Annotated in this window: 12 protein-coding genes and 1 other RNA gene; 3 read left to right on the top strand and 10 right to left on the bottom strand. The window is 63.8% G+C overall.

Annotated features, from left to right (window positions below):
• Positions 1-26 precede the first annotated feature (26 nt).
• Both ssrA and QYC26_RS06890 read left to right on the top strand, forming a co-directional pair.
• Positions 27-410: a transfer-messenger RNA gene (gene ssrA, locus QYC26_RS06895) on the top strand.
• Between the two features lie 132 nt (positions 411-542).
• Positions 543-827: a hypothetical protein gene (locus QYC26_RS06890; protein WP_317514655.1), complete on the top strand. Its 285-nt coding sequence runs from the start codon at positions 543-545 to the stop codon at positions 825-827.
• A 94-nt stretch (positions 828-921) separates the two neighbouring features.
• Here QYC26_RS06890 and pnp read toward each other — a convergent pair whose 3' ends face one another.
• From pnp to rimP, 10 genes are all read right to left on the bottom strand, one after another.
• Positions 922-3,222 carry a polyribonucleotide nucleotidyltransferase gene (gene pnp, locus QYC26_RS06885; protein WP_317514654.1) on the bottom strand — a complete coding sequence of 767 codons (2,301 nt, stop codon included), beginning with the start codon at positions 3,220-3,222 and terminating at the stop codon, positions 922-924.
• Between the two features lie 158 nt (positions 3,223-3,380).
• The gene (gene rpsO, locus QYC26_RS06880; protein ID WP_317514653.1) at positions 3,381-3,650 is read right to left on the bottom strand and encodes a 30S ribosomal protein S15; all 270 of its coding nucleotides are present in this window, start codon (positions 3,648-3,650) and stop codon (positions 3,381-3,383) included.
• A 23-nt stretch (positions 3,651-3,673) separates the two neighbouring features.
• Complete coding sequence (truB, locus tag QYC26_RS06875; RefSeq protein ID WP_317514652.1) at positions 3,674-4,579, bottom strand: tRNA pseudouridine(55) synthase TruB; 906 nt, start codon at positions 4,577-4,579, stop codon at positions 3,674-3,676.
• Between the two features lie 31 nt (positions 4,580-4,610).
• On the bottom strand, positions 4,611-4,967 hold the full coding sequence (locus QYC26_RS06870) for a hypothetical protein (protein WP_317514651.1): 357 nt from the start codon (positions 4,965-4,967) through the stop codon (positions 4,611-4,613).
• Between the two features lie 48 nt (positions 4,968-5,015).
• Positions 5,016-5,591 carry a thymidine kinase gene (locus tag QYC26_RS06865; protein WP_317514650.1) on the bottom strand — a complete coding sequence of 192 codons (576 nt, stop codon included), beginning with the start codon at positions 5,589-5,591 and terminating at the stop codon, positions 5,016-5,018.
• 50 nt (positions 5,592-5,641) lie between these two features.
• Complete coding sequence (rbfA, locus tag QYC26_RS06860; RefSeq protein ID WP_317514649.1) at positions 5,642-6,040, bottom strand: 30S ribosome-binding factor RbfA; 399 nt, start codon at positions 6,038-6,040, stop codon at positions 5,642-5,644.
• A 187-nt stretch (positions 6,041-6,227) separates the two neighbouring features.
• On the bottom strand, positions 6,228-8,912 hold the full coding sequence (infB, locus tag QYC26_RS06855) for a translation initiation factor IF-2 (protein WP_317514648.1): 2,685 nt from the start codon (positions 8,910-8,912) through the stop codon (positions 6,228-6,230).
• A 9-nt stretch (positions 8,913-8,921) separates the two neighbouring features.
• The gene (locus QYC26_RS06850) at positions 8,922-9,626 is read right to left on the bottom strand and encodes a DUF448 domain-containing protein (RefSeq protein ID WP_317514647.1); all 705 of its coding nucleotides are present in this window, start codon (positions 9,624-9,626) and stop codon (positions 8,922-8,924) included.
• The gene (nusA, locus tag QYC26_RS06845; RefSeq protein ID WP_317514646.1) at positions 9,613-11,226 is read right to left on the bottom strand and encodes a transcription termination factor NusA; all 1,614 of its coding nucleotides are present in this window, start codon (positions 11,224-11,226) and stop codon (positions 9,613-9,615) included. Before nusA ends, QYC26_RS06850 begins: the two co-directional genes overlap by 14 nt.
• Positions 11,227-11,230: 4 nt before the next feature.
• On the bottom strand, positions 11,231-11,776 hold the full coding sequence (gene rimP / locus QYC26_RS06840; protein ID WP_317514645.1) for a ribosome maturation protein RimP: 546 nt from the start codon (positions 11,774-11,776) through the stop codon (positions 11,231-11,233).
• Between the two features lie 188 nt (positions 11,777-11,964).
• Between rimP and QYC26_RS06835 the strand changes: the two genes are divergently transcribed.
• Entirely contained in the window at positions 11,965-13,353 is a 1,389-nt protein-coding gene (locus QYC26_RS06835) for an amidohydrolase family protein (protein ID WP_317514644.1), read from the top strand.
• Positions 13,354-13,373: the final 20 nt, after the last annotated feature.

The raw sequence follows: 13,373 nt of genomic DNA, 5'->3' as shown, positions 1-13,373 counted from the left end.
CTGGGGTGCAGGGCTTTTTTTTAGGGTCTCTTTTCATCGCGCGCCGACGCCCTATATTGGGCGGGCCGGATTCGTCCGGCTATGACGATAAACCATGCCGTGCAATAGGCACAGCGGACCCGGGGGCGGTACCCGGCGGCTCCACCATAAACCTCTGGAAACAGGGGGTTTTGACGGGGCCGAACTAGGATCGACGTGTGTTGAAAAGCGGTGTCTTCGTCCGGCCTGAATGCGCCGTAAAACCGTTCAAAACACACAAGTGCCAACGATAACGAAGCACTCGCTCTTGCTGCATAATTGATGGGCTAACGCCCTGACATTATTCAAACAGAACGCGGTCCGGGCCGCACCGGGCAACAGAAGCGGATTCCAGCGGTTTGGGGAGCACCGGGCAACAGAAGCTCCCTACCATTTCCCCGATATTCCGGCTTTCCGGCTGTGCATGACGCTCGGTTCGTCGCAAAATTCGGAACTACATGACCCTTTTATGACTTCATGCAGTTCCGCGCATTGGTTGCGGACGTTGCACAGGGGATTATCGAATGAAGACAGTGTTGCAGGCCATGGCCTTTATCAGTCTGGCGGCGCTGACCGCTTGCGGTGGTGAGACCACGGGCGAGCGTGCTGCAGACAATGTCGAGAATATGGCCGACAATCAGGCAGATATGCTTGAAAACGCAGCCGACAATGCTTCGAACGAGATGGTCGAGGCAAATCTTGAAAACGCCGCTGACGCCGTGCGCGACGCGGGCGAGAACAAGGCCGACGCGCTTGAAAAGGCCGGCGACAACGCCACGGCCGTGAATGCGATCGAAAACAAGAACTGATCTGTCGACGTCCGGTCCCTTCCGGGCCGCACGGATCAGGTAAAAGAAAAGGGGCCGAAAGGCCCCTTTTCCATGTCCGTATCGCGAGAAACGATCAGTCGTCGTCGCGCTTGAGGAACGCGGGTGCGAATTCGGGCTCGGGGCCGTCTTCGCTGCGTTCACGGCGCGGACCACGATCGCCACCACGACCGCCACCACGGCCGTCACGGCGCGGACCACGATCGCCACGGCCTTCGCCGTCACGACGCGGGCCGCGATCGCCACGGGGGCGTTCTTCGCGCGGCGGGCGGGTGTCTTCGAGCTCGGCGCCGGTTTCCTGATCGACGACGCGCATCGACAGGCGAACCTTGCCGCGCGGATCGATCTCGAGAACCTTGACCTTGACTTCCTGGCCTTCGGACAGGGCGTCGGAGACCTTCTCGACGCGTTCGTTCTTGATTTCAGAGACGTGGACGAGACCGTCCTTGCCGCCCATGAAGTTCACGAACGCACCGAAGTCGACGAGGTTGACGACCTTGCCGGTGTAGATCTTGCCGACTTCGGCTTCCTCGACGATGCCGAGAATCCACTTCTTGGCGGCTTCGATCTGCGACAGGTCGGACGAGGAGATCTTGATGATGCCTTCGTCGTCGATGTCGACCTTGGCGCCGGTTTCAGCGACGATTTCGCGGATAACCTTGCCGCCGGTGCCGATGACTTCGCGGATCTTCGACTTGTCGATCGAGATCGTTTCGATGCGCGGCGCGTGCGCCGACAACTCGGAACGGGTGTGGTCGAGCGCCTTGGCCATTTCGCCGAGGATGTGCGCACGGCCTTCGCTGGCCTGTGCGAGCGCGACCTTCATGATCTCTTCGGTGATGCCCGCGATCTTGATGTCCATCTGAAGGCTGGTGATGCCTTCCGAGGTACCGGCCACCTTGAAGTCCATGTCGCCGAGGTGATCTTCATCGCCAAGGATGTCGCTGATGACCGCGAATTCCTTGCCTTCGAGGATCAGGCCCATGGCGATGCCCGAAACCGGGCGCTTCAGCGGAACGCCCGCATCCATCATCGACAGCGAACCGCCGCACACCGTTGCCATCGACGACGAGCCGTTGGACTCGGTGATGTCGGACAGCACGCGGATGGTGTAGGGGAATTCTTCCTTCGACGGCAGAACGGGGTGCAGCGCGCGCCAGGCGAGCTTGCCGTGGCCGACTTCGCGACGGCCGGGGGCGCCGAAACGACCGACTTCACCGACCGAATAGGGCGGGAAGTTGTAGTGGAGCATGAAATGCTCGTAACGCAGGCCGGTCAGGCCGTCGATCATCTGCTCGGCGTCCTTGGTGCCAAGCGTGGTGGTGCAGATCGACTGGGTTTCGCCGCGGGTGAACAGCGCCGAACCATGGGTGCGCGGCAGGAAGCCGACGGTCGCCTCGATCGGACGGATCTGCGTGGTGTTGCGGCCGTCGATGCGGCGGCCTTCCTTCAGGATTGCCGTACGGACGATTTCCGCTTCCAGCTTCTTGACCAGCTTGATCGCGGCCATCTGGTCCTGCGGGGTTTCCTCGGCAAAGGCTTCCTTCGCCTTGGCGCGGGCGGCGTTCAGCGCGTCCGAACGCTCGGACTTGTTGGTCAGCTTGTACGCTGCCTCGATGTCCTTGCCGATCAGCTTCTTCAGCTTGTCCTTGGCGGCCGAGAGATCTGCCTGTGCGGGCATTTCCCAGGGTTCCTTGGCGGCCTGTTCGGCCAGCTTGATGATCGCGTCGATCACGGTGCGCGAATGCTTGTGCGCGAACATCACCGCGCCGAGCATGGTTTCTTCCGAAAGCTCCTTGGCTTCGGATTCAACCATCATCACCGCGTCCTGCGTGGCGGCGACGACGAGGTCGAGGTCACCGGCGGCAACCTGTTCGTCGGTCGGGTTGAGGATATACTCGCCGTCGACATAGCCGACGCGTGCGGCGCCGATCGGGCCCATGAAGGGCACGCCCGAAATCGTCAGCGCGGCCGATGCGGCAACCATCGCCAGAATATCGGGTTCGTTTTCGCCGTCATAGCTCATGACCTGAGCGATGACGTTGATCTCGTTGTAGAAACCTTCGGGGAACAGCGGGCGGATCGGGCGATCGATCAGACGCGAAACCAGCGTCTCCTTTTCGGTCGCACCGCGCTCACGCTTGAAGAAACCGCCCGGAATGCGGCCGGCAGCCGAATATTTTTCCTGGTAGTGGACGGTGAGGGGGAAGAAGTCCTGGCCTTCTTTCACCGAACGTGCGGCCGTGACGGCGCAGAGCACTACCGTTTCGCCAAGCGTCGCGAGCACCGCGCCATTGGCCTGACGGGCAACTCGGCCCGTTTCGAGCGTCAGGGTCTGGCCGCCCCACTCGATTTCGACTTTTTTCGTGTTGAACATCTGTTTTCCTTACATCCGGCCACCCTATGCGGCCGGGGCCTGTGTGTCGGGGCCGGCTTGGCCCCCTTGCAGCGGAAGCATCTTCCGCCTGGCCGGGAAAGGCGCCGGATTGCGCCTGCCCGGAAAAAGCGAACGGCCCCGCAGGGGGGCCGTCCCTTTTACTTGCGAAGGCCGAGCTTCGCGATCAGGTTTGCGTAGCGGCTCTGATCTTTCTTCTTGAGATAGTCCAGAAGCGAACGACGCTTGTTGACCAGCATCAGAAGACCACGACGCGAATGGTTGTCCTTGTGGTGACCCTTGAAGTGCTCGGTCAGGTTGACGATGCGCTCGGTGAGGATGGCGACCTGAACTTCGGGGCTGCCGGTGTCGCCTTCGACGCGGGCATGTTCCTTGATCAGCGCTTCCTTGCGCTCTGCAGTAATCGTCATGAATGTTTTTCCTACGACATCGCTTACAGGTTGAAACCGCGCACCACCCGGACTTCGGGTCCGTCAGCTTCCACCAGCGCCACTGGAATATCTCCGAGCAGTGCGAGGTTTAGGCCCTGTGGGGCGGCAATCCCGATCAAAACCTGCCCCTGACGGAGCAACCTTGCCTGATCGGGGGTGACGGAAAGAGCCGGGATGTCGTCCAGCCCTGCCGTCAGCGGCAAGACAATTTGTTCAAGCGTTCGGGCCTTAGCCATTTCGTCCAGCTTGTCCAGTGAAATCGCCAGATCGAGCGTGAACGGGCCGGCCTTGGTACGCCGCAGCATCGTGACATATCCGACCGTGCCAAGCGCCAGCGCAATGTCGCGCGCGAGGCTGCGGATATAGGTGCCCTTCGATACATGGGCAGCCAGCGTGGCGGCTTCAAGCCGCTCAGGCGCGCCGTCCTGCGCCGTGGTCGAAACCAGCGTCAGCGCGTGGATGGTGACCGCGCGGGTCTTGAGCGCCACCTCCTCGCCGGCGCGGGCAAGGTCATAGGCGCGCTGTCCGTCGACCTTCAGCGCCGAATAGGCGGGCGGCACCTGTTCGATCGGGCCGGTAAACCGGGGGAGTATCTCCGCCAGCGCGGCCGGGGCGGGGCGGACCTCGCTCGTCGCGATCGGTTTGCCCTCGGCATCCAGCGTATCGGTCTGCGTGCCGAAGCGGATGGTGAACTCATAGACCTTGGACGCATCGAGCATCCGTCCGGCGAGTTTGGTCGCCTCGCCGATCGCGACGGGAAGCACCCCGGTCGCCAGCGGATCGAGCGTGCCGCCATGGCCGACCTTGAACTTGGGATAGGCGCCCGTCCTGAGCGCGCGTTTCACCGCCGAAACGGCCTGTGTCGAGCCGAGTTCGAGCGGCTTGTCGAGAATGATCCAACCGTGCATCGTCGCGCCCTAGCGGGCGGAGGCGTGAAAGTCAGCCGCTCTTCTTTGCCTTTTTGGGCGGCGGCGCAGAACGCACCACGCTTTTCAGCGGGCAGCGCCAGCCCTCGGCGCGGATCGCGCCGAAACGATCGAGCTGATCGATCCCGCGCGTCTCGAAACCGAGCACGGTGGCATCGCGCAGGCGCGGGCACGAGCCCATGGTCGTGGCGTAATACCAGGCGCCGTTGCTGCCGCGGATATACACGCCCTTGTCGCCGTCCGCGCGGAAATCCTGAATCCCGTCATGGCTGACAAAGGGGATGGCCGCTTCCTTGGGCGGCAGAGATGCCGGCGCTGCGGGCTGAGCCGGCGCTGCGGCGAGGAACAGGGCTAGAAGCATGCTGGACATGGTCCCGCTATGCCCCGGCCTTGCTGAACATTTGCTGAGCGCAGGATGTTAGCGGGTGCGCTCGATGAAGTGGCGTCGGCACAGCGCGACATAGCGGTCATTGCCGCCGATCTCGGTCTGCTCGCCCTGGCGTACCGGCCGGCCGTTCGAATCGACGCGCAGGTTCATCGTCGCCTTGCGCCCGCATTCGCAGATCGTCTTGAGCTCGACGAGCGAGTCGGCCAGCGCCAGCAATTGCGCGCTGCCTTCGAACAGATTGGCCTGGAAATCGGTGCGCAGCCCATAAGCGAGCACCGGGATGTTGAGCTCATCGCAGATCGCGGCGAGCTGGAACACCTGCGCGCGGGTGAGGAACTGTGCTTCGTCGACGAGGATGCAGTGAAGCGGGCGGCGGGCCTGTTCAGCCTCCACCGCCGCGCGGATATCGGTGGCTGTGTCGAAGGTTTCGGCGGCCGCCTCTAGCCCGATGCGCGAGCGGATGATGCCGGGGGCGTAGCGATCGTCGACCGCGGCGGTGAACAGCATCGTTTCCATGCCGCGCTCCTGATAGTTGAAGCTGGACTGGAGCAGCGTCGTCGATTTGCCCGCATTCATCGAAGAATAATAGAAATAGAGCTTGGCCATGCCTGCCCATAGACGCGGCAGGCATGGGATCGGAAGGGGAATCTAGCGGTTCAGCCTTCGTCTTGGTGCAGGTCGCGGGCCACCTTGGGATCGCGCAGCAGCGTATCGATATGGCTGCCTTCGTCGAAGCTTTCGTCGGTCAGGAATTTCAGCCGCGCGGCATATTTCATCTTCACCCGGCGCGCCACTTCGCGCTGGAGATAGGCGGTGTTGGTGCGCAGCGCCTTCAGCACGGCCTGTTCGTCCTTGCCGAGCAGCGGCTTCACGAAGGCGACGGCATGACGCAGATCGGGCGACATGCGCACTTCGGTAACCGAGACCGGGTGGGTGGCAAGCACATCGTCATGCACGTCGCCGCGCATCAGGATCTCGCTCAGGGCATGGCGCACCTGTTCGCCCACGCGCAGGACGCGGACCGAGCGGGTTTCAGGGGTGTCGTTGTTTCGCATATTCCGTCGTCACAATTCTGGCACGATAAAGACAATCGCGGGAAGGCAGAAACGCTTCACCGGGACGCAGGCTGATCCCGGTCGCTCCGCCTTCGCGGTGATCGGGGGCCAGCCTCCGGCCCGGCGTTGATGTTTCCGCTGGCAAGGCAGGCATGAAGCGTGTCTCCATGCCGCCCTTTCCACCGGCTTAAAGCGTCCGCTGGCGCAGTTCGACCTCGAAGGTTTCGAGATAGTCGCCCGGCTTGATGTCGGTGTGCGACGTGAACGTGACACCGCATTCGAGACCGGCGCGCACTTCGGCCACATCGTCCTTGAAGCGACGCAGCGACGAGATTTCGCCATTGTAGATGATGACGTCGTCGCGCGTGATGCGGGCCTTGAGCGCCTTGCGGATAAAGCCTTCGGTGACGAGCAGACCGGCAGCCTTGCCGTGCTTGCCCGCGGAGAAGACTTCGCGGATCTCGGCGCGGCCAACCACGGTTTCGATCGCCTCGGGGCCAAGCTCGCCGGCCATTTCGCCGCGAATATCGTCCGTGAGGTGATAGATCACGTCGAAATATTTGAAGCGCACCTTGTCGCGTTCGCCGATTTCGCGGGCCTTGGCGTTCGGACGCACGTTGAAGCCGATGATCGGCGCGTTCGAGGCGCGGGCCAGCGTCACGTCGGATTCGGTGATCGCACCGACGCCCGAGTGCAGCACGCGTACCTTGATCTCGTCGGTCGAGATCTTGTTGAGCGCGTTGACGATCGCTTCGACCGAACCCTGCACGTCGGCCTTGACGACGATCGGATATTCGATCGCCTGCTTGTCCTTCAGTGCCGAGAACATCGCGTCGAAGGTCACCGGCGCGCTGGTCGTGCGCTTTTCGAGCGCAAGCTGCTGACGATAGGCGGCCACTTCGCGGGCGCGGGCTTCGTTCTCGACAACCGAGAGCGTGTCCCCGGCGTTCGGCGTGCCCGAAAGACCCAGCACTTCCACCGGCACCGAGGGGCCGGCCTGCTTGATCTGCTGGCCCTTGTCGTTGATCAGCGCGCGGACCTTGCCGCTTTCGCCGCCGACGACGAACACGTCGCCAACCTTCAGCGTACCACGGCGGACGAGGATGGTCGCCACCGGGCCACGGCCCTTGTCGAGCTTGGCCTCGATCACGCTGCCTTCGGCCGCGCGGTCGGGGTTCGCCTTCAGTTCCATCATTTCGGCCTGGAGCAGGAGCTTGTCGATCAGTTCCTCAAGGTTGATCTTCTTGAGGGCCGAGATTTCGACATCCTGCACGTCGCCGCCCATGGCTTCGACGACAATTTCATGTTCGAGCAGTCGTTCGCGCACCTTTTGCGGGTTCGCGCCGTCCTTGTCGATCTTGTTGATCGCCACGATCATCGGCACGCCGGCCGCCTTGGTGTGGTTGATCGCCTCGATCGTCTGCGGCTTCAGGCCGTCATCGGCCGCCACCACGAGGATGACGATGTCGGTGACATTGGCGCCGCGCGCGCGCATTTCGGTGAACGCTTCGTGGCCCGGGGTGTCGAGGAAGGTCAGCATCTGGCCGCTCTTCGTCTTCACCTGATAGGCGCCGATATGCTGGGTGATGCCGCCGGCTTCGCCCGACACCACTTCGGTGCCGCGCAGCGCGTCGAGCAGCGAGGTCTTGCCGTGATCGACATGGCCCATGATCGTGATGACCGGCGGGCGCGTCTTCAGCGTTTCTTCTGCGTCGATGTCCGAATCAACGTCGATTTCAACGTCCGAATCCGAAACGCGGGTGATGTTGTGCCCGAATTCCTGAACCAGCAGTTCGGCGGTATCCTGGTCGATCGTCTGGTTGACGGTCACCATCATGCCCATTTTGAAGAGCGACTTGACGAGGTCTGCGCCCTTCTCGGCCATGCGGTTCGCCAGTTCCTGAACGGTGATCGCATCGGGAACCACGACGTCGCGGACCTGCTTGGCCTGCTGCTGGTGCGAAAAGCCGCCCATTGCGCGCTTTTCCTTTTCGCGCGCGCGCTTCAGCGCGGCCAGCGAACGGGCGCGTGCGCCGCCATCACCCTCGTTGAGGGCGCGGTTGACGGTCAGCTTGCCCGACTGGCGGCGATCGTCGCCACCCTTGGCGGGGCGTGCTGCGCCGGGGCGTGCGGGCGCGCCGGGGCGCTTCGGCGCAGCTGCTGGCGCGGCTGCTTCCGGGCGCTTCGCGGGCTCGGGGCGCTGAACCGGGGTGAACCGGCGCGGGGCAGGGCGGCCATCGTCGCTGAGCTTGACTGCGGCGGGGGCCTGTTTGGGCTGGGCCTCTGCCTTGGGTGCGGCCGGCGCCACAGGCGCTGCGGGTGCAGCGGCGGCTTGGGCAGCGGCCTTGGCAGCTGCAGCAGCTTCCTCGGCGGCACGCTTTGCGGCGTTCTCGGCTTCTTCGGCAGCGCGCTTGACGGCTTCTTCCTCACCGCGACGATTTTCTTCGGCGCGGCGCTTTTCTTCCTCGCTCGCTTCCTGGCGTTCGCGGTCCTCGCGGCGGCGCGCTTCTTCAAGCGCGGCCATGCGGGCTTCCTCGGCTTCGCGCAGCAGCTTGGCCTGCAGTTCCTGACGCGACATCAGGCTGGATTCGGAAACCGGGCGCGGCGGCGGCGGCGGGGCCTTGGGCGAGATCGGCGCGCGCGTCGGTGCGGGGCGAACCTCGGCGGGCGTTTCCGCCTTGGCCTGTTCGGCCGGCGTGCCTTCGCCTTCGCCGGGCTTGCCGAGCATGCGACGGCGCTTCACCTCGACCACAACCGTGTTCGAGCGGCCATGGCTGAAGCTCTGCTTCACCTTGCCGGTTTCAACCGTGCGCTTCATGCCCAGGGGTGCGCGCATGCCCAGTTTCGGCTTTTCGTTGTCCGTGTCACTCATCGACTGATCTCAAACCCTTCGTTCTTCTACTTCGCCGTCGTCATGCGCTTCGCAAGCCTCTGCGCCCTGCACCCCATTTGTGCAAGGTTCGGCCTTCGCCTCACTTCCGATAAAATCGCACCAGCGGGAGAGCGATTGCGCCACCCGATCCGCAGCGGCCGCCTCGGTGATCGCGATGTGTACCACATTTTCGCGTCCAAGTGCCAAGGACAATATAGTGCGTCCTACCGGTAAGACCATGCCCCTGTCGGCAGTGCCTTCGCGGTCGCGGCCAACCCGCCATGCCTGATCGAGCTTGCGGTTGCCATCGGCTCGCGCATCCGCCGCGTGGAGGAGCAGACGGACCTCGCCCTTGCGGGCGGCGGTCACGATCTTTTCGGAGCCGGTGAGGAGGCGTCCGGCGCGGGCTTCGAGCCCGAGTCGGTTGAGCGCATCCTGTTCGAGCGCGGCGGCGATTCGCGCGCCCAGGTCTGCAGGCGCGTCGACCGCGCCCGTCTTGAAGGCCCGCGCGAGCGCGCCTTTCAATTTGCCTTTCGCATTGGCGGCATCAAGCGTCGCGCGATCAACCCCAATCCACGCGCCCCGCCCCGGGGCACGGGCGCGCACATCGGGCGCAACCATGCCGTCGGGGCCGAGCGCGAGGCGAATCAGGCCGTCGCGCGCGTCCGTGTCACCGCTTAATATGCAGCGTCTTGAGTTCTCATTGGGAGACATCCGCGTTCGCGTCCTCCCCGTCAGAGCCTTGCTCGGCTTCGTCTTCGAACCAGTGCGCACGGGCAGCCATGATGATCTCATTGCCCTGTTCGTCGCTCAGGCCATATTCGGCCAGAACGCCGCCCTTGTCCTCGCCACGGCTTTCGCCGCGGCGGCGGGGGTCCGCACGCTTCTTCTGGACCAGTTCGTCGGTGGCGAGGTCGGCGAGATCGTCGAGCGTCTTGATGCCGGCCTTGCCGAGCGTGACGAGCATCGCTTCGGTCAGATAGGGCAGTTCGGCCAGTTCGTCCTCGACGCCCAGCGCACGGCGCTCGTCGCGATTGGCGGCTTCGCGGCGGTCCAGCGCTTCGAGCGAACGGTTCTGCAGCTCGGCTGCCAGTTCCTCGTCAAAGCCTTCGATCGCGGCGAGTTCGTCGATCTCGACATAGGCGACTTCTTCAAGCTCGCCAAAGCCTTCGGCCACCAGCAGCTGTGCCAGCGTTTCATCAACGTCGAGTTCGTTCTGGAACATTTCCGAACGGTCGAGGAATTCCTTCTGGCGCTTCTCGCTCGCATCGGCCTCGGTCATGATGTCGATCGCCTTGCTCGTCAGCTGCGAAGCCAGACGGACGTTCTGGCCGCGACGGCCGATGGCGAGCGACAGCTGATCGTCGGGAACGACGACTTCGATGCGGTCTTCTTCCTCGTCGATCACGACGCGGCTGACATTGGCCGGCTGCAGCGCGTTGACGACGAAGGTCGCGGTATCTTCGCTCCAGGGGATGATGTCGATCTTTTCGCCCTGCATTTCCTGGACGACCGCCTGAACGCGGCTACCCTTCATGCCGACGCATGCGCCGACCGGGTCGATCGACGAATCATGGCTGATCACGCCGATCTTGGCGCGCGAACCCGGATCGCGGGCAGCGGCCTTGATCTCGATGATGCCGTCATAGATTTCGGGCACTTCCTGCGCGAACAGCTTCTTCATGAACTCGGGGTGCGCGCGGCTGAGGAAGATCTGCGGCCCGCGATTTTCGCGGCGCACGTTCAGGATCAGCGAGCGGACGCGGTCGCCGACGCGAACGACTTCGCGCGGGATCTGCTGGTCGCGGCGGATGACGCCTTCGGCGCGGCCGAGATCGACCACGACATGGCCAAATTCGACGCGCTTGACGACACCGGTGATGATTTCGCCGGCGCGGTCCTTGAACTCGTCATACTGACGCTCGCGCTCGGCGTCGCGGACCTTCTGGAAGATGACCTGCTTGGCGGCCTGCGCCGCGATGCGGCCGAATTCGATCGGGGGCAGCGGATCGACGATGAAGTCGCCAACCTTGGCGTCCTTCTGCAGCTTCTGCGCGCCGCGAACATCGACCTGCTTGAAATAGTCATCGACCTGCTCGACCACTTCGACGACGCGCCACAGGCGCAGGTCACCGCTATTGGGATCAAGCTTTGCGCGAATGTCGTTCTCGGCGCCGTAACGGGCACGGGCCGCGCGCTGGATCGCGTCTTCCATCGCCTCGATGACGATCGCCTTGTCGATCATCTTTTCGGACGCGACAGCGTTCGCGATGGCGATCAGTTCGGCCTTGTTGGCGGAAATGGCGGTGGCCATGGTCTCAGTCCTGTCCTTCTACCTGAATGCTGTCCGCACCGTCCGCCGAAAGCGGGGCGGTGGCCGCGATAAGTTTGTCGGTCATGGTAAGTTTGGCACTGTGGATATTGGCGAAAGACACCTGCATCTCGCCATGCTTGCGAACATCGATGGTGATCGTCTCACCCTCGACGCCCTTGAGATCGCCGGTGAGCTGCTTGCGCTTGTCCTGCGGCTCGACCAGGCTGATTCGCGCCTCAAAACCCGCCCAGTCGGCGAAATCCTGAAGCCGGGTGAGCGGGCGGTCGATGCCCGGCGAGCTGACTTCGAGGCGATATGCCTCTTCGAACGGATCGTTGCCGGCGGCTTCAAGTTCGTCGAACTTGTCCGAGACGCGGCGCGACAGATCGGCGCAATCGTCGATCGTCAACTGGCGCGTATCGGGGCGTTCGGCCATGATCTGCAGCGTGCGATCGCCTTCGCCGCCGAACAGCTTGACGCGCACCAGCGCAAACCCGAGCGCTTTCGCTTCGGGTTCGATCAGGCTGGCAAGAACGTCGATATCGGCCATTGAAAATCCATCTGCTTGGACATGCGGTTTTGGCGCCGGGGCCTTTCGGCTCCGACCTCGCCATTGTCACCGATGTCGAGAATTCATGCGCGATATAGTGCGTCTGTGCGGACGGAGCAAGTCTTTGCGGTTGGGGGCGGCTTCGCTAGGCAACGGGGTGTAACCGGTAAGGGGGAGGTGTAGCGAAGATGGCGGTTTCGAAAACATGGCTGGGCGTGGTGGTGGCGATGGGAATCGGTCTCACGGCCCTATCGGCGCAGGCGCAGACGGCGACGCCCTTTGCCGCCCCTGTCAAGGGAAGCCGAACCATCTACCGTAATGCCGCGCTGATCGACGGTACCGGGACGCCGCTGCGGCGCGGCATGTCGATCGTGGTCGACGGGGAACGGATCGTCGAGGTTGTCGGGGACCGCGATATTTCGGGCGAAAGCCTGCGCGGCGCGGCGATCGTCGATGTGAAGGGGCAATATGTCCTGCCCGGGCTGATCGACAGCCATGTCCATGTCGCCACCCCGCCCGATCGCGTGCAAGCCGAGGCGGTGCTCCGCCGCAATCTCTATGGCGGGGTCACCGCGGTGCGCGACATGGCAGACGATCTGCGCTCGGTTGCCGAGATTACCCGCGCCTCGCTGGTCGGGGAGATTGCCGCGCCCGATCTTTACTATGCCGCGCTGATGGCGGGCCCGAGCTTTTTCGACGATCCGCGCACCGCCGCCGCCGCAATGGGGGTGACGCCGGGCAAGGTGCCGTGGATGCAAGCGGTCGATTCGCGGACCGACCTGCCCATGGCCGTCGCGATGGCGCGCGGCACCTATGCCAGCGCGATCAAGGCCTATGCGAACATGCCCGGTCCGATGGTCAAGGCGATCGTGGCGGAGGCGCATCGTCAGAAGATCGCGGTCTGGGCGCATGGCGCAATCTTCCCGGGCTCGCCCGCCGAGGTGGTCGCCGCTGCCCCCGATGTGATCAGCCATGTCTGCTATTTCGCCTATCAGTTGTCGGATGCGGTGCCCGCCTCCTATCAGCAGCGCGTACCCGTCGCGCATGACCGTTTCGGCCCCGATGGCAGCCCGGTCACCGCCGCGCTGTTCCGCGACATGGCGAAGCGCGGGATCATTCTCGATGCCACCGGGCGGGTCTATCTCGAATATGAAGCCCGCGCCGCCCAGAACGGGAAACCGCCGCTCTGCACCGCTGACCTAGCCGCGCGCCTCGTGCGCCAGGCACGCCGCGAAGGTGTTGAGATATCCACAGGCACCGACGGTACCGCGCCCGCCGCGCACCCCTGGCCCGAACTGCACGATGAACTCGTGTTCCTTGTCGAACGCGCAGGCATGACGCCCGCCGAGGTCATCCGCTCCGCAACGCTCGTCGGCGCCCGCGCGGCGGGGCAGGCGGCTGACATGGGCACCGTCGAACCCGGCAAGCTCGCCAACCTCGTCATCCTGTCGCGCAACCCGCTCGACAATATCCGCAATATCGACAGCATCGAAATGACGCTGAAGCGCGGCCATGTTTACCCCCGCGCCGATTTCACGCCCCTCACGCCGGCCGAGATGCGCGAAGACAAACCATAAAAAATGGCCCCGCCGAAGCG

It is taken from the genome of Sphingomonas sp. C3-2, from assembly GCF_033025475.1.
GTDB lineage: Bacteria > Pseudomonadota > Alphaproteobacteria > Sphingomonadales > Sphingomonadaceae > Sphingobium_A.
This window is presented reverse-complemented; position numbering and strand designations above follow the sequence as displayed.

What these genes read in the sequence shown, in the direction of transcription:
- pnp (WP_317514654.1), bottom strand. Translation starts at nt 3,222, where the DNA reads ATGTTCAACACGAAAAAAGTCGAAATCGAGTGGGGCGGCCAGACCCTG.
- infB (WP_317514648.1), bottom strand. Translation starts at nt 8,912, where the DNA reads ATGAGTGACACGGACAACGAAAAGCCGAAACTGGGCATGCGCGCACCC.
- nusA (WP_317514646.1), bottom strand. Translation starts at nt 11,226, where the DNA reads ATGGCCACCGCCATTTCCGCCAACAAGGCCGAACTGATCGCCATCGCG.
- rpsO (WP_317514653.1), bottom strand. Translation starts at nt 3,650, where the DNA reads ATGACGATTACTGCAGAGCGCAAGGAAGCGCTGATCAAGGAACATGCC.
- QYC26_RS06890 (WP_317514655.1), top strand. Translation starts at nt 543, where the DNA reads ATGAAGACAGTGTTGCAGGCCATGGCCTTTATCAGTCTGGCGGCGCTG.
- QYC26_RS06870 (WP_317514651.1), bottom strand. Translation starts at nt 4,967, where the DNA reads ATGTCCAGCATGCTTCTAGCCCTGTTCCTCGCCGCAGCGCCGGCTCAG.
- rbfA (WP_317514649.1), bottom strand. Translation starts at nt 6,040, where the DNA reads ATGCGAAACAACGACACCCCTGAAACCCGCTCGGTCCGCGTCCTGCGC.
- truB (WP_317514652.1), bottom strand. Translation starts at nt 4,579, where the DNA reads ATGCACGGTTGGATCATTCTCGACAAGCCGCTCGAACTCGGCTCGACA.
- QYC26_RS06865 (WP_317514650.1), bottom strand. Translation starts at nt 5,591, where the DNA reads ATGGCCAAGCTCTATTTCTATTATTCTTCGATGAATGCGGGCAAATCG.
- QYC26_RS06850 (WP_317514647.1), bottom strand. Translation starts at nt 9,626, where the DNA reads ATGTCTCCCAATGAGAACTCAAGACGCTGCATATTAAGCGGTGACACG.
- rimP (WP_317514645.1), bottom strand. Translation starts at nt 11,776, where the DNA reads ATGGCCGATATCGACGTTCTTGCCAGCCTGATCGAACCCGAAGCGAAA.
- QYC26_RS06835 (WP_317514644.1), top strand. Translation starts at nt 11,965, where the DNA reads ATGGCGGTTTCGAAAACATGGCTGGGCGTGGTGGTGGCGATGGGAATC.